The sequence below is a fragment of the Microbacterium sp. MMO-56 genome (assembly GCF_037146215.1).
Taxonomy (GTDB): domain Bacteria; phylum Actinomycetota; class Actinomycetes; order Actinomycetales; family Microbacteriaceae; genus Microbacterium.
In genome coordinates this window covers 50,795-76,807 of the sequence record NZ_JBBCVW010000016.1, presented here as the reverse complement: position 1 = coordinate 76,807, position 26,013 = coordinate 50,795, and the positions used below count along the sequence as shown (strand labels likewise).

General features: G+C 71.3%; 22 protein-coding genes. 16 read left to right on the top strand and 6 right to left on the bottom strand.

The genetic code is table 11. The annotated features are described in order from the left end of the window. Positions 1-59: 59 nt before the first annotated feature. Positions 60-2,339, top strand: a complete 2,280-nt coding sequence (locus WFI00_RS13890) for a RelA/SpoT family protein (protein ID WP_336632800.1) — start codon at positions 60-62, stop codon at positions 2,337-2,339. On the opposite strand, the gene WFI00_RS13885 is transcribed toward WFI00_RS13890, so the two are convergent. The 3 genes from WFI00_RS13885 to WFI00_RS13875 all read right to left on the bottom strand — a co-directional run bounded on the left by WFI00_RS13885 (position 2,309) and on the right by WFI00_RS13875 (position 4,885). Beyond that, on the bottom strand, positions 2,309-2,881 hold the full coding sequence (locus WFI00_RS13885) for an SAM-dependent methyltransferase (RefSeq protein ID WP_336632799.1): 573 nt from the start codon (positions 2,879-2,881) through the stop codon (positions 2,309-2,311). The two genes, WFI00_RS13890 and WFI00_RS13885, sit on opposite strands and share 31 nt — an antisense overlap. Before the next feature lie 94 nt (positions 2,882-2,975). Then, positions 2,976-4,451, bottom strand: coding sequence for a DUF349 domain-containing protein (locus WFI00_RS13880; protein ID WP_442928326.1), 1,476 nt, complete (start codon positions 4,449-4,451; stop codon positions 2,976-2,978). A 98-nt stretch (positions 4,452-4,549) separates the two neighbouring features. Next, a complete protein-coding gene (locus WFI00_RS13875; RefSeq protein ID WP_336632798.1) occupies positions 4,550-4,885 on the bottom strand; it encodes a dioxygenase in 336 nt (111 codons plus the stop codon). 153 nt (positions 4,886-5,038) lie between these two features. On the opposite strand from WFI00_RS13875, the gene WFI00_RS13870 reads away from it, so the two are divergent. From WFI00_RS13870 to aroB, 12 genes are all read left to right on the top strand, one after another. Further along, entirely contained in the window at positions 5,039-6,301 is a 1,263-nt protein-coding gene (locus tag WFI00_RS13870; RefSeq protein WP_442928329.1) for a replication-associated recombination protein A, read from the top strand. 28 nt (positions 6,302-6,329) lie between these two features. After that, the gene (locus tag WFI00_RS13865) at positions 6,330-7,868 is read left to right on the top strand and encodes a tetratricopeptide repeat protein (protein ID WP_336632796.1); all 1,539 of its coding nucleotides are present in this window, start codon (positions 6,330-6,332) and stop codon (positions 7,866-7,868) included. A 4-nt stretch (positions 7,869-7,872) separates the two neighbouring features. Next, positions 7,873-8,601, top strand: a complete 729-nt coding sequence (locus tag WFI00_RS13860; protein WP_336632795.1) for a DUF1361 domain-containing protein — start codon at positions 7,873-7,875, stop codon at positions 8,599-8,601. 174 nt (positions 8,602-8,775) lie between these two features. Continuing rightward, on the top strand, positions 8,776-9,405 hold the full coding sequence (gene rpsD, locus WFI00_RS13855) for a 30S ribosomal protein S4 (RefSeq protein ID WP_336632794.1): 630 nt from the start codon (positions 8,776-8,778) through the stop codon (positions 9,403-9,405). A gap of 87 nt (positions 9,406-9,492) precedes the next feature. Beyond that, positions 9,493-9,777 (top strand): ATPase, encoded by a 285-nt coding sequence (locus tag WFI00_RS13850; RefSeq protein WP_336632793.1) that lies wholly within the window; start codon positions 9,493-9,495, stop codon positions 9,775-9,777. Between the two features lie 72 nt (positions 9,778-9,849). Further along, positions 9,850-12,513 carry an alanine--tRNA ligase gene (gene alaS / locus WFI00_RS13845; protein ID WP_336632792.1) on the top strand — a complete coding sequence of 888 codons (2,664 nt, stop codon included), beginning with the start codon at positions 9,850-9,852 and terminating at the stop codon, positions 12,511-12,513. Continuing rightward, entirely contained in the window at positions 12,510-12,983 is a 474-nt protein-coding gene (gene ruvX / locus WFI00_RS13840; protein WP_336632791.1) for a Holliday junction resolvase RuvX, read from the top strand. The genes alaS and ruvX overlap by 4 nt, the downstream gene beginning before the upstream one ends. After that, positions 12,983-14,515: an endolytic transglycosylase MltG gene (gene mltG / locus WFI00_RS13835; RefSeq protein WP_336632790.1), complete on the top strand. Its 1,533-nt coding sequence runs from the start codon at positions 12,983-12,985 to the stop codon at positions 14,513-14,515. The genes ruvX and mltG overlap by 1 nt, the downstream gene beginning before the upstream one ends. 3 nt (positions 14,516-14,518) lie before the next feature. After that, on the top strand, positions 14,519-15,388 hold the full coding sequence (locus WFI00_RS13830) for a shikimate dehydrogenase family protein (protein WP_336632789.1): 870 nt from the start codon (positions 14,519-14,521) through the stop codon (positions 15,386-15,388). 4 nt (positions 15,389-15,392) lie between these two features. Continuing rightward, a complete protein-coding gene (gene aroC / locus WFI00_RS13825) occupies positions 15,393-16,604 on the top strand; it encodes a chorismate synthase (protein WP_336632788.1) in 1,212 nt (403 codons plus the stop codon). After that, positions 16,601-17,143, top strand: a complete 543-nt coding sequence (locus tag WFI00_RS13820; protein WP_336632787.1) for a shikimate kinase — start codon at positions 16,601-16,603, stop codon at positions 17,141-17,143. The genes aroC and WFI00_RS13820 overlap by 4 nt, the downstream gene beginning before the upstream one ends. Continuing rightward, positions 17,140-18,222: a 3-dehydroquinate synthase gene (aroB, locus tag WFI00_RS13815; protein WP_336632786.1), complete on the top strand. Its 1,083-nt coding sequence runs from the start codon at positions 17,140-17,142 to the stop codon at positions 18,220-18,222. The genes WFI00_RS13820 and aroB overlap by 4 nt, the downstream gene beginning before the upstream one ends. Positions 18,223-18,276: 54 nt before the next feature. Here the strand turns inward: aroB and WFI00_RS13810 are convergent, their stop codons facing one another. The 3 genes from WFI00_RS13810 to WFI00_RS13800 all read right to left on the bottom strand — a co-directional run bounded on the left by WFI00_RS13810 (position 18,277) and on the right by WFI00_RS13800 (position 21,237). Further along, positions 18,277-19,605: an MFS transporter gene (locus WFI00_RS13810; RefSeq protein ID WP_336632785.1), complete on the bottom strand. Its 1,329-nt coding sequence runs from the start codon at positions 19,603-19,605 to the stop codon at positions 18,277-18,279. A 17-nt stretch (positions 19,606-19,622) separates the two neighbouring features. After that, positions 19,623-20,519: a shikimate dehydrogenase gene (locus tag WFI00_RS13805; RefSeq protein ID WP_336632784.1), complete on the bottom strand. Its 897-nt coding sequence runs from the start codon at positions 20,517-20,519 to the stop codon at positions 19,623-19,625. A gap of 97 nt (positions 20,520-20,616) precedes the next feature. After that, on the bottom strand, positions 20,617-21,237 hold the full coding sequence (locus tag WFI00_RS13800; protein WP_336632783.1) for a TetR/AcrR family transcriptional regulator: 621 nt from the start codon (positions 21,235-21,237) through the stop codon (positions 20,617-20,619). A gap of 97 nt (positions 21,238-21,334) precedes the next feature. On the opposite strand from WFI00_RS13800, the gene WFI00_RS13795 reads away from it, so the two are divergent. The 3 genes from WFI00_RS13795 to treS all read left to right on the top strand — a co-directional run bounded on the left by WFI00_RS13795 (position 21,335) and on the right by treS (position 26,010). Next, positions 21,335-23,173 carry a sugar phosphate isomerase/epimerase and 4-hydroxyphenylpyruvate domain-containing protein gene (locus tag WFI00_RS13795; protein WP_336642369.1) on the top strand — a complete coding sequence of 613 codons (1,839 nt, stop codon included), beginning with the start codon at positions 21,335-21,337 and terminating at the stop codon, positions 23,171-23,173. Beyond that, positions 23,170-23,628 (top strand): type II 3-dehydroquinate dehydratase, encoded by a 459-nt coding sequence (locus WFI00_RS13790; protein WP_336632781.1) that lies wholly within the window; start codon positions 23,170-23,172, stop codon positions 23,626-23,628. Before WFI00_RS13795 ends, WFI00_RS13790 begins: the two co-directional genes overlap by 4 nt. A 90-nt stretch (positions 23,629-23,718) precedes the next feature. Beyond that, entirely contained in the window at positions 23,719-26,010 is a 2,292-nt protein-coding gene (gene treS / locus WFI00_RS13785) for a maltose alpha-D-glucosyltransferase (protein WP_336632780.1), read from the top strand. Positions 26,011-26,013 lie beyond the last annotated feature (3 nt).

The window sequence follows — 26,013 nt, the reverse complement described above, 5'->3', positions numbered from 1 at the left end:
TCGGGAACGCCCCGCCCCGGGCATAGGATTGAGGGATCGTTCGACGGGGAGGGGAGCGGATGACGGAGACAGTGCCGACCTCGGCCGGAAGCGCGCCCCCGCCCCCTGCGCAGAGTTCGTCTCTGCGGCGGCTGGTCCCGCGCATCTTCTCCCGCACTCCGGCGCGGGACGGGGTCGAGCAGCTGGTGAGGATCGTGCGCACGCACCATCCGCGCGGCGACGTCGCGATCATCGACCGGGCGTATCAGGTCGCCGCCCGGGCGCACGCCTCGCAGACGCGCCAGAGCGGCGAGCCGTACATCACGCATCCGCTGGCGGTCGCCCAGATCCTCGCGGATCTGGGTCTCGGCCCGCGCGCGATCGCGGCCGCGCTCCTCCACGACACCGTGGAGGACACCGACTACAGTCTCGAGCAGCTGACGGCGGACTTCGGGGACGAGGTCGCCATGCTCGTCGACGGCGTCACGAAGCTCGACAAGGTCAAGTACGGCGACGCGGCGCAGGCGGAGACCGTCCGCAAAATGATCGTCGCGATGTCCAAGGACATCCGCGTGCTCCTGATCAAGCTCGCGGACCGGCTGCACAATGCACGCACGTGGGGCTTCGTGCCGCCCGAGAAGGCGGCGAAGAAGGCCACCGAGACGATCGAGATCTACGCGCCGCTCGCGCACCGACTCGGCATCCAGGCCGTGAAGAGCGAGCTCGAGGACCTGTCGTTCGCGGTGCTGCACCCCAAGCTCTACGTCGAGATCGAGAGCCTCGTCAAGCAGCGCACGCCTCAACGCGAGCAGTACGTGCACACGGTGATCGACGCCGTCGAGGCGGACCTGCGCGACCTGCGCATCCGAGGGCGCGTCATGGGCCGCCCCAAGCAGCTCTACTCCGTCTACCAGAAGATGGTCGTGCGCGGTCGCGAGTTCGACGACATCTACGATCTCATCGGCATCCGGGTCCTCGTCGGCACGGTGCGCGACTGCTACGCGGTGCTCGGATCGATCCACGCGCGGTGGACCCCGATCCCCGGCCGGTTCAAGGACTACATCGCGACGCCGAAGTTCAACCTGTACCAGTCGTTGCACACGACGGTGATCGGGCCCGGCGGGCGCACGGTCGAGATCCAGATCCGTACGAACGAGATGCACCAGCAGGCCGAGTACGGCGTGGCGGCGCACTGGAAGTACAAGGAGCAGATGGCGGGCAAGAACCCCGACGCCAAGTCGGTCGACGCCGACATGGCGTGGCTCGCCCACATCTCCGACTGGCAGGCCGAGACGGCCGATCCGGGCGAGTTCCTCGATTCGCTGCGCTTCGAGATCGGGGCCAAAGAGGTCTACGTGTTCACGCCCAAGGGTCGCGTGATCGGCCTGCCCGCGGGCGGAACCCCGGTGGACTTCGCCTACGCCGTGCACACGGAGGTCGGGCACCGCACGATGGGCGCCAAGGTCAACGGCCGGCTCGTCCCGCTGGAGACGCCGCTCAGCTCCGGCGACGTCGTCGAGGTGTTCACCTCGAAGAACCCGGATGCCGGTCCGAGCCAGGACTGGCTGGGCTTCGTCACCTCCACGCGCGCGCGCAACAAGATCCGCGGCTGGTTCACCAAGGAGCGCCGCGAGGAGGCCGTCGAGCAGGGGAAGGACGCCATCGCCCGCGCGATGCGGCGGCAGAACCTGCCGCTGCAGCGGCTGATGAACCAGGACTCGTTCACCGAGGTGGCGCATCAGCTCCGGTACGAGGACGTCACCGCGCTCTACGCCGCCGTCGGCGAGGGGCACGTGTCCACCCAGTCGGTCATCGAGAAGGTGACGGCGCTCGTCAGCACCGCGGAGGACACCTCCACGGGGCCGATCGAGATCCCGCACGTGGGCCGGTCCCGCGCGCCGCGAGGCGGCGACTCCGGAGTGCTGGTCCGAGGTGCTCCCGACATCCTGGTGAAGCTCGCGAAGTGCTGCACGCCCGTGCCGGGTGACGAGATCGTCGGCTTCGTCACGCGCGGCAGCGGCGTCTCGGTGCACCGTGCGGACTGCACCAACGTGCGCTCGCTGAAGGACGACGCGGAGCGGATGATCGACGTCTCCTGGGCGCCGACCACCAAGAGCGTGTTCCTGGTGCAGATCCAGGTCGAGGCGTTGGACCGCTCCGGCCTGCTCAGCGACATCACGCGTGTCCTGAGCGAGCATCACGTCAACATCCTCTCGGCGTCCGTCCAGACGACCAACGACCGGCTCGCGCTGAGCCGTTACGTGTTCGAGATGGGCGACATCGTCCATCTGGACCGCGTGCTCAATGCGGTGCGCCGGATCGACGCCGTCTACGACGTGTACCGCGTCACCTCGTCCTGAGGGGAGAGGCGGGCGCGCAGCCACACCCGGGCGGCGCGCTTGAACGGGACGGGCGGCCCGCTCTCGAGTGCCGCCAGTGCCTCGGCGGCGAGTCCGGGAAGGGCACGGAGGAGCCCGTGGAGTGCGCCGGCCACGTCGGTGCCGGCGCACGCGGCGCGCACGAGCTCGGCCAGCGTGTATGCGGGTGAGGTGACCCACACCCCGCCGAGGAGCATGGCGGCCCCGGGCGCGAGGCGCTGATCGTGGTAGGCGAGCCGGGGGTGGAGCACGTGGGGGAGGCGACGCGCACCGATGCGTTGCACGCTGTGCCGGGGCGGGGCGGAATCGAGCCCGCCGTGCACCCACGCGGCGCTCTCCCGCGTGAGCGCCAGCGATCCCGACACGAGCGGGCGCAGAGATGCCGCGCGAAGCTCGCGCGTCTCCACGGCGTCGGCGGGGAGGAAGGCCTCGCCGAGTTCGACGAGATCGCCGTCGAGGCGTGCGCCGATCAGCTCGCTGCGCGTCAGCCGGTCACCGGGGAAGTAGAGGAACGGCCACGTCATGCCCCGAAGTGTGTCAGTGCCGCCCGCGACGACCACGCGGTGTCGACCGATCTGTGGACGACGGCGGCTCCTCCCCGGATGGGGAGGGACCGCGTCAGCCGCCGAGAGCCCGGAGCCAGCCCTTGCGGGCCTCCAGCGCGTCGGTCGCCTTCGCGATCGCCGCAGAGTTCTTCGACGCCTTCGCCTTCTCGAGGTCGGCCTCGAGAGCGGCGATGGCGTCATGCAGCTGCTGCGTCATGTCGTTCTGACGAGCCTTGGTCTCGGGGTTGTTGCTCTTCCAGTCGGCGTCCTCGCGAGCCTTGAGCCCCTGCTCGATCTTGCGCAGGTCGTCGTCGAGCGCGCGCTCCGCCTCGCGCGGATAGACGCGCCCGATCTCGTCCCAGGCCCGTTGGATGCCGGTGAGCAGCGCACGCGCCTTGGCGGTGTCCTTCTCCTTCGGCACCGCGGCGGCGTCCACGAGCAGAGCCCGCTTCGCCTCGATCTTCTCGCGCGACGCCTCGGCATCCGCGTGCTCGCGGTCGGCGCGAGCCGCGTACAGCGCGTCGCCCGCGGCCTTGAACCGGGCCCAGAGCGCGTCGTCCGCCTTCTTGCCGGCTCGACCGGAGGTCTTCCACTCGTCGAGGAGGGTGCGGTACGCGCCGATGCCGTCCTCGCCCCTGCTGGCGAGCGCCTCGGCGCGCTCGACGAGTCGGGCCTTCGCGTCACGGGCGGTCTTGTGCTGCTCGTCGAGACCGGAGTAGAACTCCCGGCGGTGCTTGTCCAGGATCGCGCGTGCGTCGCGGAACCTCTTCCAGAGCTGCTGGCCGGTGTTCTTCGGCAGGCGCGGGCCGGTGGCCTGATGCGCCTGCCACTTCTCGAACAGCGCCGTGATGTCGGCCGTCGTCTGCTTCCACTGGATCGACTTGGGATCGCGCGCGGCGAGCGCCTCGATCTGCTCGACCAGGGCCGTACGCTCGGCGATGGCGGCGTCGACGGCGGCGCGCTGGGCCTGGGCCTCCTCCGCGGACGCCTCCGACAGGGTCGCGTCGAGCGCATCCAGGCGGGCCTCGAGAGCCGCGAGGTCGCCGACGGCGGCCGCGCCGACGACGCGCTGGCGCACGGCGCGGGACGTGGCGCGCAGATCGGCGGCCGACGCCCCGCCCGCGCGGTGTCGCGTCTCGAGGAGCACGACCTCGCCGGCGAGGTCCGCGTACTTGCGTTCGAAGTAGGCGAGGGCCTCGGCGGGAGTGCCGTCCGGGTACTGTCCGACGACGCGCCACTGGTCGCCCTCGCGCACCGACACCGTCCCGTCGTCCTCCACACGGCCGAACGACTCGGCCGGGGTGACGCCGACGGACGCCACGGCGGCGCGACGGGCGGGAGGACGCGGCACCGGGACCCGCCCGGGCGTCGGCACCGGCGCCGGGGCGTCCGAGGGCGCGGCCGGCTCTGCGGGGCTCTCCTGCGCGGAGACGTCCTCGGTCGGTTCGGGGGTCGCGGTCGCCTCGTCGGCGGGGTCCGCGATCACCTCGTCGGCGGTCGGCTCGGCAGGAGTCGTCTCGTCGTTCGAGGGGAATTCGTCGTCAGTCACGGTGTGCACCTCGTCGCGGCTCACGCCGCATGGGGGTTTGGGTTCGCTCCAGCCTATAGGCCGGGGCCGCCGGATCGTGGCCGGTGCGCCGGGGCCGCTCAGGGGGCGGTGGTCGGGCTCTCGTCGACGGGCGCGCCGTCGCCGGGCGCGTCGGTCGGTTCCGGGTCGGGCGCGTCGGCCGGGCCGGGGTCGGGGGCCTCTGTGGTGGTGGCGGTGGGGCTCGGTGCGGGCGCCGGGGTGCCGGGGCCGACCGTGAAGTAGGCGATCTGTCCGCCGACGATGGCGAGCAGGAGGACGCCGCCCGCGACGCCGGCGACCAGGTTGTCGCGCCGACGCCGGTTCTGCAGGCCGGCGTGGAACTCCTGCCGGGCGCGGTACAGCCGCGCGCGCTCCTTCTCGACGTGCGATCGATTCTTGCCTGCACCCGTCGCCACGGGAACCTCCCTCTCCGGGCGATCCCGGGCCGCATGCATCCTAACGCGGCACGTCCGGCCGCCCCGGGAGCCGGTGTCCGCCGCCGCGACTAGCCTGGAGGGGTGTCGTCATCCTCCGCGCTCTTCCAGGGGCAGACGCCCTTGGCGGTGCGGATGCGGCCGGCGTCGCTCGACGAGGTCGCCGGTCAGGCCCACCTCCTTCGCCCAGGGTCGCCCCTGGTCGGACTCGCCGACCCGGACGGGACGGCGAAGAACGTCGTCTCCGTCATCCTCTGGGGTCCCCCCGGCACGGGGAAGACCACGCTGGCCCAGGCCATCGCCCGCACCTCCGGACGGCGCTTCGTGGAGCTGTCCGCCGTGACGGCGGGGGTCCGCGACGTGCGCGAGGTCATGCAGGAGGCGATGACGCAGCGCGACCTGTACGGGACGTCCACGATCCTGTTCCTCGACGAGATCCATCGCTTCACGAAAGCGCAGCAGGACGCCCTCCTGCCGGGCGTGGAGAACGGCTGGGTCGTGCTGATCGCCGCGACGACGGAGAACCCGTCGTTCTCCGTGATCTCGCCGCTGCTGTCGCGCTCGCTGCTGCTCACGCTGCAGCCCCTCACCGACGAGGACCTGGGCGTCCTGATCGACCGCGCGGTCACCGACCCTCGCGGCCTCGGCGGAGCCGTCTCGCTGTCGCCCGAGGCGCGCGCCGCTCTCGTCCAACTCGCTTCCGGCGATGCCCGGCGCGCTCTCACGTCGCTCGAAGCGGCGGCGTCGATGGTGGACGGCGAGGGCGGCGAGATCAGTGCGGAGCAGGTGGCGCAGGCCGTCGACCGCGCACTGCTCCGATACGACAAGCAGGGCGACGAGCACTACGACGTCATCAGCGCCTTCATCAAGTCGATCCGCGGGTCCGATGCGGACGCCGCGATCCACTACCTGGCGCGCATGATCGAGGCGGGGGAGGACCCCCGATTCATCGCGCGACGCCTCGTGATCTCCGCGGCGGAGGACATCGGTCTGGCCGATCCTCAGGCGCTGGTCATCGCGATCGCCGCGGCCGACGCCGTCGCGTTCATCGGGATGCCCGAAGGCCGCATCCCCCTGGCCGAGGCGACCGCGTACCTCGCGACGACGGCCAAGTCGAACGCGGCCTACACGGCGATCGATCAGGCGATCGCCGACGTGCGCGCGGGGGGCTTCGGTCGCGTGCCCGTCCATCTGCGCGACGCTCACTATCCCGGTGCGAAGCGTCTCGGTCACGGCAAGGGGTACGTGTACCCGCACGATCTCGACGTGGGCGTCGCCACCCAGCAGTACCTCCCGGAAGAGCTCCGCGGCCGCCAGTACTACCGGCCCACCGGTCGTGGCCTCGAGCGGGACATCTCCGCCCGCGTGGAGAAGATCCGCAAGATCCTGGGCGACTGACACCGCGCGCCGGTGCGAGGATCGAGGGATGACCGCATCGCCCGCCGCGTGGGAGCTCCTCGCCAGCCGCCCCGCCTACGCGGGCTACACCGCCGTGCGCCGCGACACGTACCGTCTCCCCGACGGGAGCGTCTCCGACTGGGACGTCCTGGAACAGGGCGACACCGTCGCGGTCGTCGCCGTCACCGAGCAGGGCACGGCTCTGCTGTTCCGGCAGTATCGGGTCGGTCCGCGCACGGCCGTCGCGGAACTGCCCGGCGGACTGATCGATGAGGGCGAGGACCCGGTCACCGCGGGCGCGCGCGAGCTCCTCGAGGAGACCGGGTACGCGTGGGGTGCGGTCTTCCACGCGGGCGGCGAGTGGTCGGGGGCGAACTCGACGCGCCGCAAGGAGGTCGTCATCGCGGCGGGCTGCCGACGCGTCGCCGAGCCGCAGTGGGAGGCGGGGGAGACGGGGGTCGTCGACCTCGTCCCGCTGCCGGAACTGATCGACCACCTGCTCTCGGGGGCGCTGAGCGACGCCGGTGAGGCGATGCGGGCGCTCATGGTCTTCGTCCGGGCGACGCACGCGGACGCGCGGCTGCGAGCGTTGCGGGAGCGGATCGTCGACGCGCTCGCGGTGCCGGAGGCCGGGGAGAACGCGGGGTCCCCGCGCGTGGTCGACGCGATCGACGCCTTCTGGGCGTCGGCGGACCTGACGGATCCGCACGCGGCCCGGGGGGAGCTCGAGACGCTGCTGCGCACGCACGGGGCGTCGCAGGCCCGCGCGGCGTTCGAGCGGGCGTCGCTGCACGATTCGCTGGGCGAGGAAGAGGCGGCGATCCCGCTGTACCGCGCGGCGCTGGACGCCGGCCTGGACGCGGCCCGCCGCACCGAGGCCACGATCCAGCTGGCGAGCTCGCTGCGCAACGTCGGCGGTGCGTCGGAGGCGCTCGCCCTGCTGCGCGGCATCCCCGCGGACGACCCGCTCGCCGACGCCGCCCAGGCCTTCCTCGCGCTCGCGCTCCATTCCGACGACAAGCCCGTCGCCGCGTTGCGGACGGCCCTGCAGACGCTGATCCCGCATGTGCCGCAGTATCGCCGGTCGCTCCGGGCGTACGCCGACGAGCTCGCGCCGCTGCGGCGGATCCGTGCGATCTCGGTCGCGCTGCTCGTGCACGAGGGGAAGGTCCTCCTCGAGACCTATCCCGCGACCGACGCCCACGGTCCGTTCCTGCGTGCCCCCGGTGGCGGCATCGAGTTCGGGGAGTCGGCCGCCGACGCCGTCCGCCGCGAGATCGCCGAGGAACTGGGCGCGACCCTCGACGAGGTGAGACCGCTCGACGTCACCGAGAACATCTTCGACGTCGGTGGCCGTGCGGGGCACGAGATCGTCCACGTCTTCGCGGTGCGCAGCGGTGCGCTCGAGGCCCTGGCCGACGGCGAGCGCCTGGCGGTGCGCGACAGCCATACAAGCGTCGGATGGGTCGACGTCGCAGACCTGGGCGGCGACGGCGTCCCGGTGTATCCCGTCGGGATCGTGCCTCTCATCGAACGGCTCTCGGGCCGGCCGGACGCGGGGGCCTGACGGCGTGTCGGCTCTGCTCCTCGGCGGTGTCTCGGTCGTCCTCCTCAACGTCTACGCCGTCGTGCTGATCGTCCTGCGGGGGCGCGTGTACGGCGTCGGCATCTACCGGCCGATGCTCCTCAACATCGGCCTGTCGTTCGCGCCGGTCCTGCTGGCGATCGTGTTCGGCGCGGGGCTGGTGCTGCTGACGCCGGTGGCCACGCGTGTCAACGACCTCGTCGGAGGGGTGGGGTCGGGGGTCCTCTGGGCGTACCTCGTCGTCGCCACCCTCGTGTGGCTGGTCTTCTTCCCGAACTCGGTCTACCTCATCACCGAGCTCAACTTCAGCCATCGCGCGCAGCAGACGCCGGTTCCGCTCTGGTACGACATCGTGCACACGCTCGCGCTCACGCTCTCGGGCATCGCGAACGCGATCCTCAGCCTCGCCGTGGTCCAGACGATGTACGTCCTCGTCGTCGACCCGCCGGGGGACCGGGTCCCCCCGGGCAGCTGGATCTTCGCCGGCGTCGTGATCGTCCTCGGCGCCGTCGGCGTGTACGTCGGCCGGTATCTGCGGGTCAACAGCTGGGACATCCGGCACCCCGGAGCGATGCTCCGCAGAGTCCGCGTGCACCTGCGGCAGCGCGGCACCGCCCTGGAGGCGGCGGGCTTCGTCCTCACGCACGCGGTGCTCATCGCCCTCCTGTACGTGCCGCTGTTCCGGCTCGGGTGGGCCTCGCTGGTGCTCGGCTGACGCCCGAGGAGCCCTCTGCTAGACTTGACGGGCTCGACGCACGAGTCTTCGAGCATCCCCTCTCTTCTTCACCGACCTTCCGGCGTGCCCCGGCGTGCAGTCCGGACAGGGCGAGGAGAGGCGATACGTCCGCGAGTCACGACAGCCGTGACCGCGTAACGAAAGGACAGCTTCGTGGCAACGAAGTCCCAGGACCGCCGCAAGGTCCGTCTGTCGCGCGCCCTCGGCGTCGCGCTGACCCCCAAGGCGGCGAAGTACCTCGAGAAGCGCCCGTACGCTCCCGGTGAGCACGGCCGCACCAAGCGCAAGCAGGACAGCGACTTCGCGGTCCGCCTGCGCGAGAAGCAGCGTCTTCGCGAGCAGTACGGCATCCGCGAGAAGCAGATGCGCAACACCTTCAACGAGGCCCGCCGCAAGGACGGCCTGACGGGTGAGAACCTCGTCGAGCTGCTCGAGATGCGTCTGGACGCGCTCGTGCTGCGCGCCGGCTTCGCCCGCACCACGGCGCAGGCGCGTCAGCTCGTCGTGCACCGCCACATCCTCGTCGACGGCCAGCTGGTCGACCGCCCGTCCTTCCGCGTGAAGCCGGGACAGGTCATCCACGTCAAGGCCAAGAGCGAGGCGCTCGAGCCGTTCCAGGTCGCCGCCGCCGGCGGTCACGCCGAGGTTCTGCCCCCCGTTCCGGGCTACCTCGAGGTCGAGCTCGACAAGCTGCAGGCGACCCTCGCGCGTCGTCCGAAGCGCGCCGAGGTGCCCGTCACGTGTGACGTGCAGCTCGTCGTCGAGTACTACGCGGCGCGATAAGCGACGCGTCCTACCGCCGCACGTCGCGTCCGAAGGGCGCCGGGTCAGACCCGGCGCCCTTCGGCGTTTGCGCCTAACATGGATGCCATGAAGAGCTTGATGTGGTTCGTCGTGGGCCTGGCCGGCGGGTTCGTCGCCGCACACCTCGTGAACAAGGATCCCCGCGGCCACGAGGTGCTCGCGGATGTCGACGCCCGCATCACGGAGTTCACCGACCGGATCGGCGAGGCCTACCGCGCGCAGGAGGCGAAGATCGACGGGATCGCGGCGGACGTCAAGGACGCCGCCGCGCAGGCCGTCGGTGCGGCCAAGGACGCGACCGCGGGGGCCATCGACGCCGCCCAGAGCGCGGCCGCCAAGCTCACCGACTGACACCGCCCGACTGTCCGCTCCCGCGTCGCCCGCCGATGGGCGCGCGGGATCGCCTTGCCTGAGGACCCGCAGATGAAGACCGCCGAGATCGCCCAGCGCTACCTGGACTACTTCGAGAAGAACGGGCACACGATCGTGCCCTCCGCGTCGCTCGTGACCGACGACCCGGCCCTGCTGTTCACCGTCGCCGGCATGGTGCCCTTCATCCCGTATCTGTCCGGAGACGTCCCCGCTCCCTACGCGCGGGCCGCAGACAACCAGAAGTGCATCCGCACCAACGACATCGAAGAGGTCGGCAAGACGCCGCGTCACGGGACGTTCTTCCAGATGCTCGGCAATTGGTCGTTCGGCGACTACTTCAAAGAGGGCGCCATCCGCTACGCGTGGGAGCTGCTGACGAGCTCCGAGGAGGACGGCGGCCTCGGCTTCGACCCGAAGGACCTGTGGGTCACGGTCTACGAGGAGGACGACGAGGCCCACGATCTGTGGCGTCGTCTCACCGACCTGCCCGAGGAGCGCATTCAGCGTCTGGGCAAGGACACGAACTACTGGTCGACGGGCCTGCCGGGACCGGCGGGCCCGTGCTCGGAGATCTTCTTCGACCGCGGCCCGGCGTACGGCATCGACGGGGGACCCGCGACGGACGACGACCGCTACGTCGAGATCTGGAACCTCGTGTTCATGCAGTACGAGATCACCGATGTGACGAGCAAGTACGACTTCACGATCGTCGGCGAGCTGCCCCACAAGAACATCGACACCGGCATGGGGCTCGAGCGGATCGCCTTCATCAAGCAGGGCGTCGACAACATGTACGAGACCGACCAGGTGCGCCCCGTCCTCGACAAGGCGGTGGAGCTCAGCGGGAAGACGTACGGTGCGATCCATGAGGACGACGTCCGCTTCCGAGTGGTGGCGGACCACGTCCGCTCCTCGCTCATGCTCCTGAGCGACGGGGTCACGCCGTCCAACGAGGGCCGCGGCTACATCCTCCGCCGGCTCATGCGGCGCGTCATCCGGGCGATGCGCCTGCTCGGAGTCGACGGTCCGACCTTCGCCGAGCTGTTCGCGGCATCGCGCGACGCCATGAAGGAGGCGTACCCGATCGTGGCGGAGGACTACGCGCGCCTGTCGCAGTACGCCCTCGCCGAGGAGGCCACGTTCCTGCGCACCCTTGCGGCGGGCTCCGAGAACCTGGACGCTTCGATCGCGGCGACCAAGGCCGCCGGAGGCGAGCGCATCGGCGGCGCCGAAGCGTTCCTGCTGCACGACACGTACGGATTCCCGATCGACCTGACGATGGAGATCGTCGAGGAGGCGGGTCTGAGTGTCGACCGCGCGGCCTTCGACACGCTGATGCAGGAGCAGCGCGCGCGGGCGAAGGCCGACGCCCGCTCCCGCAAGCGTCAGCTCGCCGACACGAGCGTGTACCGCGACCTGCGGGCCCAGGGCGAGACCGTCTTCACGGGCTACACCGATCTCGAGACGGAGTCGCGCGTGCTCGGCATCCTCGCCGACGGCGTCTCGGTGCCGCGCGCGGGTGCCGGCCAGATCGTCGAGGTCATCCTCGCCGAGACCGCTCTGTACGCCGAGAGCGGGGGACAGGTCGCCGACAAGGGCGTCATCGTCGGTCCCGGCTACGAGCTCGAGGTCCTCGATGTCCAGCGTCCCGTCGCGGGCCTGGTGAGCCACACCGTCGAGGTCACCAGCGGCGAGGTCGGCGTCGACCAGCCGGCCACGAGCATCGTCGACGCGGTGAACCGCCGTGCCGCGCAGCAGGCGCACTCGGCGACCCACCTCGTGCACGCCGCACTGCGCGACACCCTCGGCAAGACCGCCACCCAGGCCGGCTCGTTGAACCGCGCCGGGTACCTGCGCTTCGACTTCGCCTGGGGTCAGGCGCTGTCGGATGCCACCCGGACGGAGATCGAGGAGATCGCCAACAACGCCGTGCGCGACAACCTTCAGGTGACCACCCGGGTCGTCTCCCTCGACGAGGCGAAGGCCGCGGGGGCGATGGCGCTGTTCGGGGAGAAGTACGGCGACACGGTGCGGATGGTCGACATCGGCGGCCCGTGGTCGCGCGAGCTGTGCGCCGGCACGCACGTGTCGAGCTCTGCCGAGGTGGGCCTGATCAACCTCGTCGGCGAGTCCTCGGTCGGTGCGTCCAACCGTCGCGTGGAGGCCCTCGTCGGGCTCGACGCGTTCCGCGAGCTCGCCGCCGAGCGTGCGATCGTCTCCGAGCTGATGTCGTCGCTGAAGACCCCGAAGGACCAGCTCACCGCGCGCATCGCAGACCTCGCCGCGAGTCTCAAGGCGGCGGAGAAGCGGATCGCCCAGTTCGAGGCCAAGGCGCTCCAGGGACGCATCCCCGCACTGGCTGCCGCCGCACGCCCGGTCGGCGCCTTCCGCCTCGTCGCGGAGTCGATCGGGGCGGCGGCCTCCGCCGACGACGTCCGCAGCCTCGCGCTGCAGGTGCGTGAACAGGTGGGTGACGGCGCCGTCGTGGCGCTCGGCGCCGAGGTCGCGGGTCGTCCCGTCGTGATCGTCGCGACCGCCGAGGGCGCCCGCGCCTCCGGCGCGAAGGCGGGGGTCCTCGCCAAGGCCGCCGCGGCGGCGCTCGGCGGCGGCGGCGGCGGACGCGACGACGTCGCCCAGGGCGGTGGCACGCAGCTCGACGAGCTGCCGGCGGCCCTGGTCGCCGTGGCCACGACGCTGGTCGCGGCCGCCGCGTGAGCGGATTCCGACGCGGGGTCCGCCTGGGAGTCGATGTCGGCACGGCGCGGGTCGGTGTCGCCCGATGCGATCGCGACGGTCTGCTGGCGGTGCCCGTGGAGACCGTGCCGCGCACCGAGGCGGCGGTCGCGCGGGTGTCGGCGCTGGCGGCCGAGCACGAGGCGTTCGAGATCCTGGTGGGACTTCCCGTGAGCCTGTCCGGCGGCGAGACGGCGTCGACGGCCGACGCACGCGCGTTCGCGCACGAGCTGCTGGAGGCCACCGGTCTTCCGATCCGGATGGTGGACGAGAGGCTCAGCACCGTGTCGGCCCACGCCGCGCTGCGCGATGCGGGGCGCTCTCAGAGATCATCTCGTAGGATTGTCGATCAAGTCGCGGCGGTCGTGCTCCTGCAGCAGGCCGTCGACGTCGAGAAGAGCACCGGTAGCCCGGCCGGGGTTCTGCTTCCCGGATCTCAGGAGCTCATCTGATGCCCGACACCCCGTCGAACGACGACCAGTTCGCGGATCTCTTCAGTCGCCTCCCCTCGGCCGCGCGTCGCTCGGACGCCTCGTCCGCCGACGGCGCCCGCGACGACTCCGCCGTAGACCCGGCGGACCGGGACGCCGCGGCGCGGGTGGCCGGGCCGTCCACCGCACCCGACACGGCGCCGGTGCCCGGCTCGCGTCGCGCGGCACGCGCCGCCGCGGCGGACGGCGCCGGTGCGACCGCGCCGCCGCGCACCGCGACCGGCTCCGGCGCCGCCGATCCGGTGCCGGGCGTGCTCCCCACTGTTCCGGCGGGGGAGCCGGAGGGACCGCGCGCGGGGCGCACCGGCGCGGATGCGACTCCCGCACCGACCTCGATCGACGCCCTCTTCGTCGACGAGCCGGACGGCGACGAGCGTGCGCGCATCGCGCGCCACCACCGCGACCGTCGGAAGAGCCGCATCGCCGGCTGGGTCGTCTTCGGCATCGTGCTCGCGATCGTCGGCGGGATCGCCGCGGGCGGATTCGTGGTCTGGACGACGTACGAGGACAAGATCCGCGCGTTCATGGGGTGGGAGGAGCCCAAGGACTACGAGGAGGGCATCGCGGAGGGGGACGCCACCGTCACGATCGTCTCCGGCGACACCGGATCGACGATCTCGACGAGTCTGTTCAACGCCGGAGTCACCAAGACGTCCGCGGCGTTCTACGACTATCTCGTGTCGACCCGTCAGAACCCCACGTTCCAGCCGGGCGTCTATGCGCTGAAGCAGAAGATGACCTCGGCGGCGGCGCTGGTCGCGCTCCAGGACCCGGCGAGCCGACGGGACAACACCGCCCAGCTGCCCGAGGGCCTCACGATCGATCAGACCCTGCAGCGTCTCGCCGACGGCACGGGGATACCGCTGTCCGATCTGCAGGCCGCGGTCGCCGATCCGTCGGCCTACGGCGTGTCGGCGCAGAGCCTGGAGGGCTGGCTGTTCCCGGCGACGTACACGTTCGACCCGGGGACGTCCGCGACCCAGGTCATCCAGACACTCGTCGACCGGACGGTCCAGTCGCTGGACACGGCCGGCGTGCCCGCCGATCAGCGCGAGACCATCCTCACGATCGCCTCGATCATCCAGCGTGAGGCCCGCTTCACCGCCGACTTCTACAAGGTGTCGCGCGTCATCCAGAACCGCCTCCAGCCGGACAACGAGGAGACGCACGGCAAGCTCCAGATGGATTCGACCGCGCAGTACGGCTACGGAGAGATCCACAAGGGCACGGCGAGCTCATCGGCCGAGGCGCTCGAGGACGACAACCCCTGGAACACCTACGTGCACGCGGGTCTGCCGATCGGACCGATCGCCAACCCGGGCGACCTCGCCATCGACGCCGCGATGCACCCCGCCGACGGCCCGTGGCTGTACTTCGTGACCGTGAACCTCGACACCGGCGAGACGGTGTTCAGCACCACCTACGCCGAGCACGAGAAGGCGGTCGCCCAGTGGCAGGAGTGGTGCGCCGCCAACGACAGCGACGACTGCTGACCCGTGTCCGCAGCCGCCCACGGGACGCCTCTCCCCGACGCCGCCCGGCGTGCCGAGGTGTGGGGCGACCCGATCGATCACAGTCTCTCGCCGCGCCTGCACGCCGCCGCCTACGCCGAGCTCGCTCTGCCGTGGGCGTACGGTCGTCGCCGCGTCACGGCCGCGGGCTTCGCGGATGAGCTCGACGCGATCGGCTCCGACGTGCGGGGTCTGTCGCTGACGTACCCGCTCAAGACCGAGGCGTACCGCGCGGCGACGGCGCGGGATCGCTTCGCCGAGCTCACCGGGGCGGTGAACACGCTCCTGCTCGTCGGCGCCAACCGGCGCGGCTTCAACACCGACGTCGGCGGCATCGTCGCCGACCTCCGAGATCTCGGCATCGACGGCGTGGACCGGGCGCGCATCATCGGCGCCGGAGCGACGGCCACGTCCGCCCTCGTGGCCCTCGCGGAGCTCGGCGCGGAGCGCGTCGACGTGGTCGCCCGGCGACCCGAGGCCGCGGCTCCGCTCGTCCTGCTCGGCGAACGCATCGGCGTCGCCGTCCAGGCGAGCCCGCTGGACGCCGTCCGCGCCGGGGAGCGCGTTCCGGTGAGCGTGTCCACGCTTCCCGGGGGAGCGTCGTTGCCTCCCGGGGCAGCGGCCGTGCTCGCGGCGGACGGCGGCATGCTCTACGACGTCGTGTACGGGCACTGGCCGACCGAGTTGGCGACGGCCTGGGCGGATGCCGGGGGCGTCGCGTACAACGGGCTCGGGATGCTCCTGCGGCAGGCCGTCGGCCAGGTCAGGATCTTCACGACGGGCGATCCGGATGCCGTGCTGCCCGGTGAGGGCGTCGTCGTGGACGTCATGCGCCGCGCGCTCATGGGAGACTAGGCGAATGCTCCGCGTGCTCACGGCCGGCGAATCGCACGGCCCCGAACTCGTCGCCTTCATGGAGGGACTGCCCGCCGGCGTCCCCATCTCGCGTGCCGCCATCCAGGCGGATCTCGCCCGCCGCAAGCTCGGCTACGGCCGAGGCTCGCGGATGAAGTTCGAAGAGGACGAACTGACCCTGTCCACCGGCGTCCGCCACGGCTACTCGATGGGCAGCCCGATCGCGCTGCGCATCGGCAACACCGAATGGCCGAAGTGGACGGAGGTCATGAGCGCCGAACCCGTCGAGTTCACGGAGATGTCGCGGGGTCGCGGTGCCGCCCTCACCCGGCCGAGGCCGGGACATGCGGACCTCGTCGGCATGCAGAAGTACGGCTTCGACGAGGCCCGCCCCATCCTCGAGCGGGCGAGCGCCCGTGAGACGGCGGCGCGTGTCGCCCTGGGCGCGATCGCGCGCGCCTTCCTGGGCGAGCTGGGCATCCGCCTTGTCAGCCACACCCTGTCGATCGGCCCCGTCCAGGTGCCCGCAGGGTCGGCCCTCCCGACGCCCGACGATGTGGATGCCCTCGACGCCGATCCGCTGCGGTGCTTCGACCCGGCGACCTCGGCGTCGATGGTCGAGGAGGTCGACGCGGCGAAGAAGGACGGCGACACCCTCGGCGGCATCGTCGAGGTGCTCGCCTACGGCGTGCCTCCCGGGCTGGGATCGCACGTGCAATGGGATCGACGCCTCGACGGCCGGCTCGCACAGGCGCTGATGTCGATCCAGGCGATCAAGGGGATCGAGGTCGGCGACGGCTTCGAGACGACGCGCCGACGCGGCTCCGCGGCCCACGACGAGCTGTTCGCGGCTCCGGAGGGCATCACCCGCTCCTCCGACAAGGCGGGCGGCACGGAGGGTGGCATGTCCACCGGGACGGTGTTGCGGGTCCGCGCGGGGATGAAGCCCATCGCCACCGTGCCCCACGCCCTCCGCACCATCGATGTGAGCACGGGTGAGGCCGCGACGGCGCACCACCAGCGCTCCGACGTGTGCGCGGTGCCCGCGGCCGGTGTCGTCGCCGAGGCGATGGTGGCCCTCGTGCTCGCGGAGGCGGTCCTCGAGAAGTTCGGCGGCGACAGCGTCGCCGAGACCCGTCGCAACCTCGACGGCTACCTCGCCGCGATCCCCGACGCCTTGCAGACGGCGGCGGGCAGCGACGACGCGCTCGGATGACCGACGGCGCGATCGTCCTGGTCGGCCCCATGGGCGCGGGCAAGACGAGTGTCGGTCGGCGCGTCGCCCGCGCGCTCGAGCGGCCGTTCACGGACACCGACAAGATCGTCGTCCGCGCGCACGGTCCGATCCCGGATCTGTTCGTCGCCCACGGCGAAGCGCACTTCCGCGCGCTCGAGCGGGCCGCGGTGGTCGAGGCGCTGGCCGGCGGCGGAGTGGTCGCACTCGGCGGCGGTGCGGTTCTCGACGCCGACACACGGGCCGATCTGCGCGCGCATCGGGTCGTCCTGCTCACGGTGCAGCCCCACGTCATCGCCTCGCGGATCGGTGGCGAGGCGCGTCCGCTGCTCGCGGGAGAGGACCCCGTGGAACGCTGGAACAGGATCTTCACCGAACGCCGCCCGGTCTACGAAGAGGTGGCGGACGTCGAGTTCGACACGTCGGCCGGCCCGCTGGCCGCCGTCGTCGCCAAGATCGTGACGTGGGCGCAGGCCCCGTCGACCGCCGCGTCCGACGCAACCGAGAGGACATCACGATGACCGAGCCCACGACGATCACGGTTCCCGGCGACGCGGGCTACGACATCGTCGTCGGCCGAGGGATCCTCGACCGGGTCGGCTCCGCGCTAGCCCCCGGCGTGCGGAAGGTGCTGATCGTGCATCCGCCGACCCTCGCGGGGCGCGCGGGAGAGCTGCGCGAGCTGCTGCAGGGGGAGGGCGGGCGCGACGTGCTGCTCGCCGAGATCCCGGATGCGGAGGCGGGAAAGCGCGTCGAGGTCGCGGCCTTCTGCTGGCAGGTGCTCGGGCAGGCCGACTTCACGCGTACCGACGCCGTCATCGGGTTCGGCGGCGGCGCCGTGACCGATCTGGCAGGCTTCGTCGCGGCGACCTGGCTCCGGGGCGTGCAGCTCGTGCAGGTGCCGACGACGGTGCTGGGCATGGTGGACGCCGCCGTCGGCGGCAAGACCGGGATCAACACCGCGGAGGGGAAGAACCTCGTGGGTGCGTTCTGGCCGCCGCGCGCCGTGATCTGCGACCTCGACCTGCTGGACTCGCTCAGCCGCAACGAGCGCGTGGCCGGGTTCGCCGAGGTCGTGAAGGCGGGGTTCATCTGGTATCCGGAGATCCTCGACCTCATCGAGGCCGACCCCGAGGCCGTCGTCGATCCGCACAGCGACGCCTTCCGTCGGTGCATCGAGCTCGCCATCGAGATGAAGGCGCGGGTCGTGGGGGAGGATCTCCGCGAGGCGGGGCTGCGCGAGGTCCTGAACTACGGCCACACGCTCGGGCACGCGATCGAGCACGCGGAGCGCTACCAGTGGCGCCACGGCGCCGCCATCTCGGTGGGCATGCTGTTCGCCGCGGAGCTGTCCCGGCTCGCGGGGCGCCTCTCGGACGAGACGGCGGCGCGCCACCGCCGCATCCTGGAGCTGCTGGGGCTTCCGACGTCCTATCGGGCCGGGGCGTGGAATCAGCTCCTGGCGACGATGCAGCGCGACAAGAAGACGCGCGGCGCCATGCTCCGCTTCATCGTGCTGGACGACCTCGCCCGGCCGACGGTGCTGCAGGCGCCCGACGAGTCGCTGCTGTTCGCCGCCTACCAGGAGGTCGCGCACTGACGTGCACGGCCCGCCCCGGGTGTCGGGGCGGGCCGTGGACGTCGGCGGGTGCGGTCAGACCGTGACCGGCGTCTTCACGGGGGCGCGGTGTGCGTGCTCGCCGAGCTCGCTCGTGGGCACGCTCCGCGTCTCGCGGGCCGTCAACGCGCTGAGGGCGGCGATGAGGGCGATCACTCCGGTGAAGGCGCTGATGACGACCCAGCCCCCGTCGGACACCCCGCCCAGGGCCGCGACGATCGTGGGCGCGAATCCGGCCATGAGGAAGCCCAGCTGGGTGCCGATCGCCATGCCCGAGAACCGCACGCGGGTGGAGAACATCTCGCCGTAGAAGGCGGGCCACACCGCGTTCGCGGCCGCGTATCCGCAGGAGAACGTGAGCACGGCGAGCACGAACGTCAGGACGGTGTTCCCGCCGCTCATCGACAGCATGTAGAAGGGCATGAGCACCGCCGACGACAGCGCGCCGTAGATGAAGACGGGCTTGCGGCCGATCCGATCGGCGAGCGTGCCGAACAGCGGCTGGGTCCCCAGTGCGACGATGTTCGCCACGACGACGAGCCAGAGGGTGAGGGACGGGTCGAGGCCGACCTCCTTGCCGTAGGCGAGGGCGAGGTTGCCGAAGACCGTGGAGACGGCGGCGACGAAGGCGCACAGGATGACGCGCAGCACATCGCGCCAGTGGTCGCGCAGGAGCGGGATGAGCGGCATCCGCGCGATCCGGCCCTCCGCCTTGGCCTCCTCGAACTCGGGCGTCTCGTGCAGCGACCGGCGGATGAAGAACGCCACGACGACGACGACCGCGCTGAGCCAGAACGGCACCCGCCAGCCCCACGAGTACTTCAGCTCGTCGGGCATGGCCACGACGGGGATGAAGATGAGCGCGGCGAGGATCTGACCGCCCTGCGTGCCGGTGAGGGTCCACGACGTGAAGAACGCCCGGCGGTCGTCGGGGGCGTGCTCCAGCGTCAGAGACGAGGCGCCGGCCTGCTCGCCGGCGGCGGAGAGACCCTGCATCAGGCGGCAGACGACGAGCAGCGCGGGCGCGAACCACCCGATCTGCGCGAAGCCGGGCAGGCATCCGATGACGAAGGTCGAGATCCCCATGAGCAGGAGCGTGAACATCAGGACCTTCTGGCGGCCGATGCGGTCTCCGAAGTGACCGAGGATGACCGCGCCGAAGGGCCGGGCGATGTAGGCGAAGCCGAAGGTCGCGAAGGACATGACGAGCGCGGCCTGATCCCCGGAGGGGAAGAAGACGGTCGGGAAGATCAGCGCGGCGGCCGATCCGAAGAGGAAGAAGTCGTAGTATTCGACGGCGCTTCCCATGAAGGAGGCCACGGCGGCCTTCACGGGGGTCTTCCGCGTCGTTGCGGGAGCGGACATGGATCGATTCTCCTTGTTCATCGGGTGAGGACGTCGTGATCGGCGTCCACGAGTCGGTGGAAATGGGCGGTCATGCGGTCGGCGTCGGGGCGATGGCCCGTGATGAGCTCGAAGGCGTCCACGGCCTGGAACACCGCCATCCGGCCGCCGTCGAGGGTGCGGCTGCCCCGTGCCCGGGCGGCGAGCAGCAGCGGCGTCTCGAAGGGGCGATAGACGATGTCGGCGACCCAGAGCTCGGGGCGGAGGAGGTCCTCGGGGAAGGGGAGCCCCGGATGATCGGCCATGCCTGTCGGGGTGCAGTGGACGACGCCGTCGGCTCCCGCCAGGAGCTCCGCGAGCTCGTCGGGGCGGCCGGACCTCGTGCGCCCGGCGCCGTGGCGTGCGCCGAGATCGCCGGCGAGGAGGGCGGCGCGCGCGGGATCGATGTCGACGACGGTGAGCTCGGCGACGCCGATGCGCAGCAGGGCGTCGGCGACGGCCGCACCCGCACCGCCGGCGCCGAGCTGCACGACCCGCTCCGTGGGGGCGTCGGGAAGGCCCGTGACGAAGGCAGCGGCGAAGCCGGTGGTGTCGGTGTTGTAGCCCACGCGTCCGGCGGGGGTGAACAGCACCGTGTTGACCGCGCCGAGCGCGGCGGCGACGGGGTCGACGACGTCGAGGTGGGCGAGGACCGACTGCTTGCACGGATGCGTGACGTTCACGGCGTCGAATCCCAGCCGCTCCGCCCACGTGAGGATGTCGCCGATGGCATCGGGGGAGAGGCCCAGCGAGGTGAGATCGATCGGGCGGTAGAGGTAGGGGATGCCGAGCCGACCCGCCTCCGCCATGTGCATGGGCGGGGTGAGCGAGGGCGTCACGCCGGATCCGATGAGGCCGACCAGGAAGGGGCGGTGTCCGCCGTCGATCGATCCCATGGAGTACTCCCTCGTACGATCCGGTTATGTACTAACCGGTACGTTCAGAGTGAATCACGCGTCGTCAGGGCGTGTCAACGGTTTTCTCCGGTCCGTTTCAGCGCGCGCTGAGCCACGACACGACGACGTCGCCGATCAGGGCGCGCCAGTGCGCGCGCTCCCGGGCGAAGTCGACGTCGAAGAGGTAGGCGAAGGTGTGCTGGTTCGCCACCTGGAACACGCAGTACGAGCTGATGAGGAGGTGGACGTCGATCGCGGAGACGTCCGTCCGGAACGCACCGGCGGCCCGACCGCGCTCCAGGATCTCGTCGAGCAGTCCCTTGGCGGGCTGCGACAGCGTGCGCAGCGAGTCCAGACGGCGGATGAACTCGCCCCGATGGATGTTCTCGATGGAGACCAGGCGGATGAAGTCGTCGTGGGTCACGTGGTGGTCGAAGGTGAGCTCGGCGAGCTCCCGGATGGCGTCGGTCGGATCCGTGTGGCCCACGTCGATCGCGCGCTCCGCCTCGCGGATGCCGCGGTAGGCGTTCTCCAGGACGGCGAGGTACAGACCTTCCTTCGACCCGAAGTAGTAGTAGATCATCCGCTTCGTGGTGCGCGTGCGCTCGGCGATGTCGTCGACGCGCGCACCGGAGTATCCGTCCTCGGCGAAGACCTCGGTCGCGACGGCGAGGAGTTCGGCGCGGGTGCGTTCGGCGTCGCGCGCGGGAAGGCCCATCGGTCCAGGATATCGACCCCGCACCGCCGCGCCGCCGCGGGAGCGGTCTTCCGCGAGCAATGTACTGACTGGTACATTGCTCGCCATGAGAACGTCGATGGCGACTGTATGCATCAGCGGAGCCCTGGTCGACAAGCTCCGCGCCTGCGCGGAGGCGGGGTTCGACGGCGTGGAGGTGTTCGAGCCCGATCTCGTGTCCGCCCCGGAGAGCCCGGAGGAGATCCGGGCGCTCGCGGCGCGTCTGGGCCTGACGCTCGACCTGTATCAGCCGATGCGCGATGTGGAGGGTGTCGACGACGCGGAGTTCGCCCGGGTCCTGCGTCGAGCGGAGGCGAAGTTCCGGCTGATGCGGCGCCTGGGTGTCGACGTCGTGCTCTGCTGCAGCAATGTCGCGACCGCCACGATCGACGACGACGAGGTGAGCGCGCGGCAGCTGCGCGCGCTCGGCGACCTCGCCGCCGAGCACGGCATCCGCATCGCGTTCGAGGCGCTGGCCTGGGGCAGGTACATCGACGACTATCGGCGTGCATGGCGCGTCGTGGAGCTCGCCGCGCACCCCGCCGTCGGCGTCTGCCTCGACTCCTTCCACATCCTCTCGCGCGGTCACGACCCGGCGGGCATCCGCGAGATCCCCGGCGAGCGCATCTTCTTCGTCCAGCTGGCCGATGCGCCGCGGATGGAGCTCGACGTCCTCTCCTGGAGTCGCCACCACCGGCTCTTCCCCGGCGAGGGATCGTTCGACCTCGTCGGGTTCGTCGGCCACGTCCTGCATGCCGGGTACGCCGGCCCGCTGTCGCTGGAGGTCTTCAACGACACGTTCCGGCAGACCGACCCCGCGCGCACCGCGGCTCAGGCCCGCCGGTCGCTGCGCCACCTCGAGGACGCCGTCGCTCGCGCCGATCCGTCGCTCACGGGTCTCGAGATGCTGCCGGACTCGGCGGCGCCGTCCGGGTTCGACTTCGTCGAGATCATCGCGGAGGACACGTCGACGATCGAGCACCTCCTCGCGCGCGCGGGTTTCACGTCGCGCGGGCGCCACCGCACCAAGCCGGTGACGCTGTGGAGCGCGGGCCGCGCACGCGTCGTGCTCAACGAGCAGCATGCGCGCGGCCGCACGCCGTACCTGGCCGCGATCGGCTTCGAGGTCGACGACGCGTCCGCCATGTCGCGACGTGTCGCCGCCCTGCGCACCCCGCGCGCCTATCGTCGCACCTATGACGCCGAAGAGGAGCTGGAGGCGGCCGTCGCACCGGGCGGCACCGAGGTGTTCTGGGCGCAGGCGGCCGACGAGGGCGAACCCGCCTGGGTGTCCGAGTTCGAGCACGGGGGGCCGCGCATCGCGAGTCCGGTGACGGGGATCGATCACGTGAGCCTGACCGAGCCGTGGCAGGTGATCGACGAATCCGCCCTGTTCTACACCGCGACGTTCGGCCTGCGCACGGTGAGTGCGACCGACGTGCCCGGGCCGCAGGGCCTCGTGCAATCGCGCGTGCTGGCGGGTCCCGACGAAGTCGTCCGGCTGCCGCTCAACGTGGCGCCGCCGATCCTCGCGGAGCGGGGCGGCCCCGCCGCGCTCTCCGCCCACGTCGCCTTCTCCTGCGCGGACGTGCGGGCGCTGGCGCGCGCCGCGCACCTGCGGGGGCTCGACATCCTGCCGATCCCGGCGAACTACTACGAGGATCTGGCCGCCCGCGTCGACCTCGACGACGACGTCCTCGCCGAACTGCGGGAGCTGAACCTGGTGTACGACCGCACCGACGCGGGGGAGTACCTGCACGTCTACACGGCGACGATCGGGAACGTCTTCTTCGAGTTCGTCGAGCGTCGCGGCGACTACGCGGGGTTCGGCGCCGGCAACGCCCCCGTGCGGCTGAACGCGCAGAGCGCGTCGAGCGCGGCTCGGGAGTCCGGGGGCTTTGGTAGGGTGCGGGCGTGAGCGAACCCCGACGTCTGCTGCTGGTCAACGGCCCGAACCTCAACCTCCTCGGCACGCGCGAACCGGCGATCTACGGGCAGGACACGCTCGCCGACGTCGAGCGGCTCGTACGCGACGCGGCCGCCGAGCGCGGCTACGACGTCCGCGCCGTGCAGAGCAACCACGAGGGCGTCCTCCTCGACGCGATCCATGCCGCACGCGCGGACTGCGCGGGTATCGTCATCAACCCCGGCGGCCTCACCCACACGTCCGTCGTGCTGCGCGATGCGCTCTCCGGTGTCGCGCTTCCCGTGGCCGAGGTGCACATCTCCGACGTGACGGCGCGCGAATCGTTCCGCCACCACTCCTACGTCGCCGACGTCGCGGTCGTGCACGTCATCGGTGAGGGCGTCGCGGGATACGTGCGCGCGACGGGCCTGCTGATCGATGTGATCGCCGGACGCGGCGAAGGCTGACGCGGTCCGAACGCACGATCCGTCTTAGTACCTCGTTCCGGAGGACGCCACCCCTTCCTCGCGGGACCGCGCCGCCCTTAGCGTGGTGTCATGGCGCATGACGACGAACTGCCGGAGGACCTGTACACCGCACCGATCACCCTCCCGGGATCGATCGGCGCCGACGGCGGAGATCCCGACAGCACCGAGATCAGCTACGACGAGCAGCGCTATCCGGCGCGCCCGCGACGACTCCGCCCGCGCGACCAGTTCCGCGGCGGGAGCGTGCGACGCAACACGACCGACCCGCGCACCGCGAACGGGACCAACCCGTCCTACGTCGAGTGGCTGGTGCGTCAGTCGATGCTCAAGGACGCGGACGTGCTCGCGCGCCAGCTGTCCGGACAGCCCGCGATGTGGCGGAACCCCTACGCACGGCCGGATGCCCGCCGCGCGATCGCCACGACGGACGTCTGGTTCACCGCCTACCCGATCTCCCTCATCACCCGCCCCGGCCAATCGTTCCTCGCGGCGCTCGGCGACGACGCGCTGTGGTCGGTCTTCGAGCGCATCGGGATCACGGCCATCCACACCGGGCCGGTCAAGCGTGCGGGAGGGATCTCGGGATGGCGGGAGACCCCCAGCGTCGACGGCCACTTCGATCGCATCAGCACGTCGATCGACCCCGCCTTCGGCACCGAGGAGGAGTTCCGCCGCCTCTGCGACGTGGCGGATGCGCACGGCGGCAGCGTCATCGACGACATCGTGCCGGGGCACACCGGCAAGGGGGCCGACTTCCGCCTCGCGGAGATGGGCTTCAAGGACTATCCGGGCATCTACCACATGGTCGAGATCCCGCCCGAGGACTGGGAGCTGCTGCCCGAGATCGCCGACGGCGCCGACAGCGTCAACCTCGACCCCGCGACCGAGCATCTCCTCGCCGAACGCGGCTACATCATCGGGGCACTGCAGCGGGTCATCTTCTACACGCCCGGCGTGAAGGAGACGAACTGGAGCGCCACGGCGCCGGTGGTCGGCCCCGACGGCGTGACGAGAAGGTGGGTCTACCTGCACTACTTCAAGCAGGGTCAGCCCTCCATCAACTGGCTCGACCCCACGTTCGCCGGGATGCGGCTCGTGATCGGCGACGCCCTGCACTCCCTTGGCGAGCTCGGCACGAGCGCGCTCCGCCTCGACGCGAACGGGTTCCTCGGGGTGGAGAAGAGCGCGGAGGGGCTCCCCGCGTGGTCGGAGGGGCATCCGCTCTCCCACGCCGCGAACCACATCATCGCGGGGATGGTCCGCAAGGTCGGCGGGTTCACGTTCCAGGAGCTCAACCTCACGATCGAGGACATCCGTGACACCGGGGCGGTCGGCGCGGATCTGTCCTACGACTTCATCGGGCGACCGGGGTACCATCACGCCCTCGCGACGGGGCAGACCGAGTTCCTCCGGCTCGCCCTGACCTCCTCGCTCGAGCTGGGGGTGGCCCCGGTGCAGCTCGTGCACGGGATGCAGAACCACGACGAGCTCACCTACGAGCTCGTGCACTGGGCCACCCGGCACGCCGAGGACATCTACCACTTCCGCGGTCGCGAGATCAGCGGAGCCCAGTTGGCCGAAGAGGTCCGCGCCGACCTCACCGCGCACCTGACGGGGGAGGCCGACTACAACCGCGTGTTCACCCAGAACGGCATCGCGTGCACGACGACCTCGCTCATCGCCGCGACGCAGGGCCGCGCGCGGCTCGCCGACATCGGCGACGACGACATCCCCGGCATCCGGGCCGCCCACCTCCTGCTCTGCGCGTACAATGCGTGGCAGCCCGGCGTCTTCGCGCTGTCCGGGTGGGACCTCGTCGGCATGCTGACCGTCCCGGCGGACGAGGTGGCCGAGCTCCTGGGCGCGGGCGACACCCGCTGGATCGAGCGCGGTGCCCACGACCTGCTGGATGCGGACCCGACTGCGACCCGTTCGGCATCGGGGATGCCGCGGGGGCGCGCATTGTACGGAGCCCTTCCCGCGCAGCTCGACGACCCGGAATCGTTCGTCTCCCAGCTGTCGGCGATCCTCGACCTGCGCCGCGTGCACGGCATCGCGTCCGCGTCCCAGGTCGACATCCCCGAGGTGGCGCACTCGGGGATGCTGGTGCTCGTGCACCGGCTGGACGAGGGCGATCCCCACGCCGAGGCGGCGACCCAGGTGACGGTGCTCAACTTCTCGGCGGAACCGGTGGAGGGAACCGTGCGCTCGGAGCACCTCACCCCGCAGTCCGAGGTCGTCGACGCCGCGTCGGGCGAAGCCGTCGGCCGCGTGGACGATCTGCAGAGCTTCAGCGTGTCGCTGCCGGGCTACGGTGCCCGCTTCCTCCTGCTGCGGACGCCGGAGGCGGAGGGGGCCTGACGC

What these genes read in the sequence shown, in the direction of transcription:
- WFI00_RS13865 (WP_336632796.1), top strand. Translation starts at nt 6,330, where the DNA reads ATGACCGCATCGCCCGCCGCGTGGGAGCTCCTCGCCAGCCGCCCCGCC.
- alaS (WP_336632792.1), top strand. Translation starts at nt 9,850, where the DNA reads ATGAAGACCGCCGAGATCGCCCAGCGCTACCTGGACTACTTCGAGAAG.
- WFI00_RS13850 (WP_336632793.1), top strand. Translation starts at nt 9,493, where the DNA reads ATGAAGAGCTTGATGTGGTTCGTCGTGGGCCTGGCCGGCGGGTTCGTC.
- aroB (WP_336632786.1), top strand. Translation starts at nt 17,140, where the DNA reads ATGACCGAGCCCACGACGATCACGGTTCCCGGCGACGCGGGCTACGAC.
- WFI00_RS13820 (WP_336632787.1), top strand. Translation starts at nt 16,601, where the DNA reads ATGACCGACGGCGCGATCGTCCTGGTCGGCCCCATGGGCGCGGGCAAG.
- WFI00_RS13890 (WP_336632800.1), top strand. Translation starts at nt 60, where the DNA reads ATGACGGAGACAGTGCCGACCTCGGCCGGAAGCGCGCCCCCGCCCCCT.
- aroC (WP_336632788.1), top strand. Translation starts at nt 15,393, where the DNA reads ATGCTCCGCGTGCTCACGGCCGGCGAATCGCACGGCCCCGAACTCGTC.
- WFI00_RS13810 (WP_336632785.1), bottom strand. Translation starts at nt 19,605, where the DNA reads ATGTCCGCTCCCGCAACGACGCGGAAGACCCCCGTGAAGGCCGCCGTG.
- WFI00_RS13800 (WP_336632783.1), bottom strand. Translation starts at nt 21,237, where the DNA reads ATGGGCCTTCCCGCGCGCGACGCCGAACGCACCCGCGCCGAACTCCTC.
- WFI00_RS13795 (WP_336642369.1), top strand. Translation starts at nt 21,335, where the DNA reads ATGGCGACTGTATGCATCAGCGGAGCCCTGGTCGACAAGCTCCGCGCC.
- mltG (WP_336632790.1), top strand. Translation starts at nt 12,983, where the DNA reads ATGCCCGACACCCCGTCGAACGACGACCAGTTCGCGGATCTCTTCAGT.
- treS (WP_336632780.1), top strand. Translation starts at nt 23,719, where the DNA reads ATGGCGCATGACGACGAACTGCCGGAGGACCTGTACACCGCACCGATC.
- WFI00_RS13870 (WP_442928329.1), top strand. Translation starts at nt 5,039, where the DNA reads ATGCGGCCGGCGTCGCTCGACGAGGTCGCCGGTCAGGCCCACCTCCTT.
- WFI00_RS13805 (WP_336632784.1), bottom strand. Translation starts at nt 20,519, where the DNA reads ATGGGATCGATCGACGGCGGACACCGCCCCTTCCTGGTCGGCCTCATC.
- WFI00_RS13885 (WP_336632799.1), bottom strand. Translation starts at nt 2,881, where the DNA reads ATGACGTGGCCGTTCCTCTACTTCCCCGGTGACCGGCTGACGCGCAGC.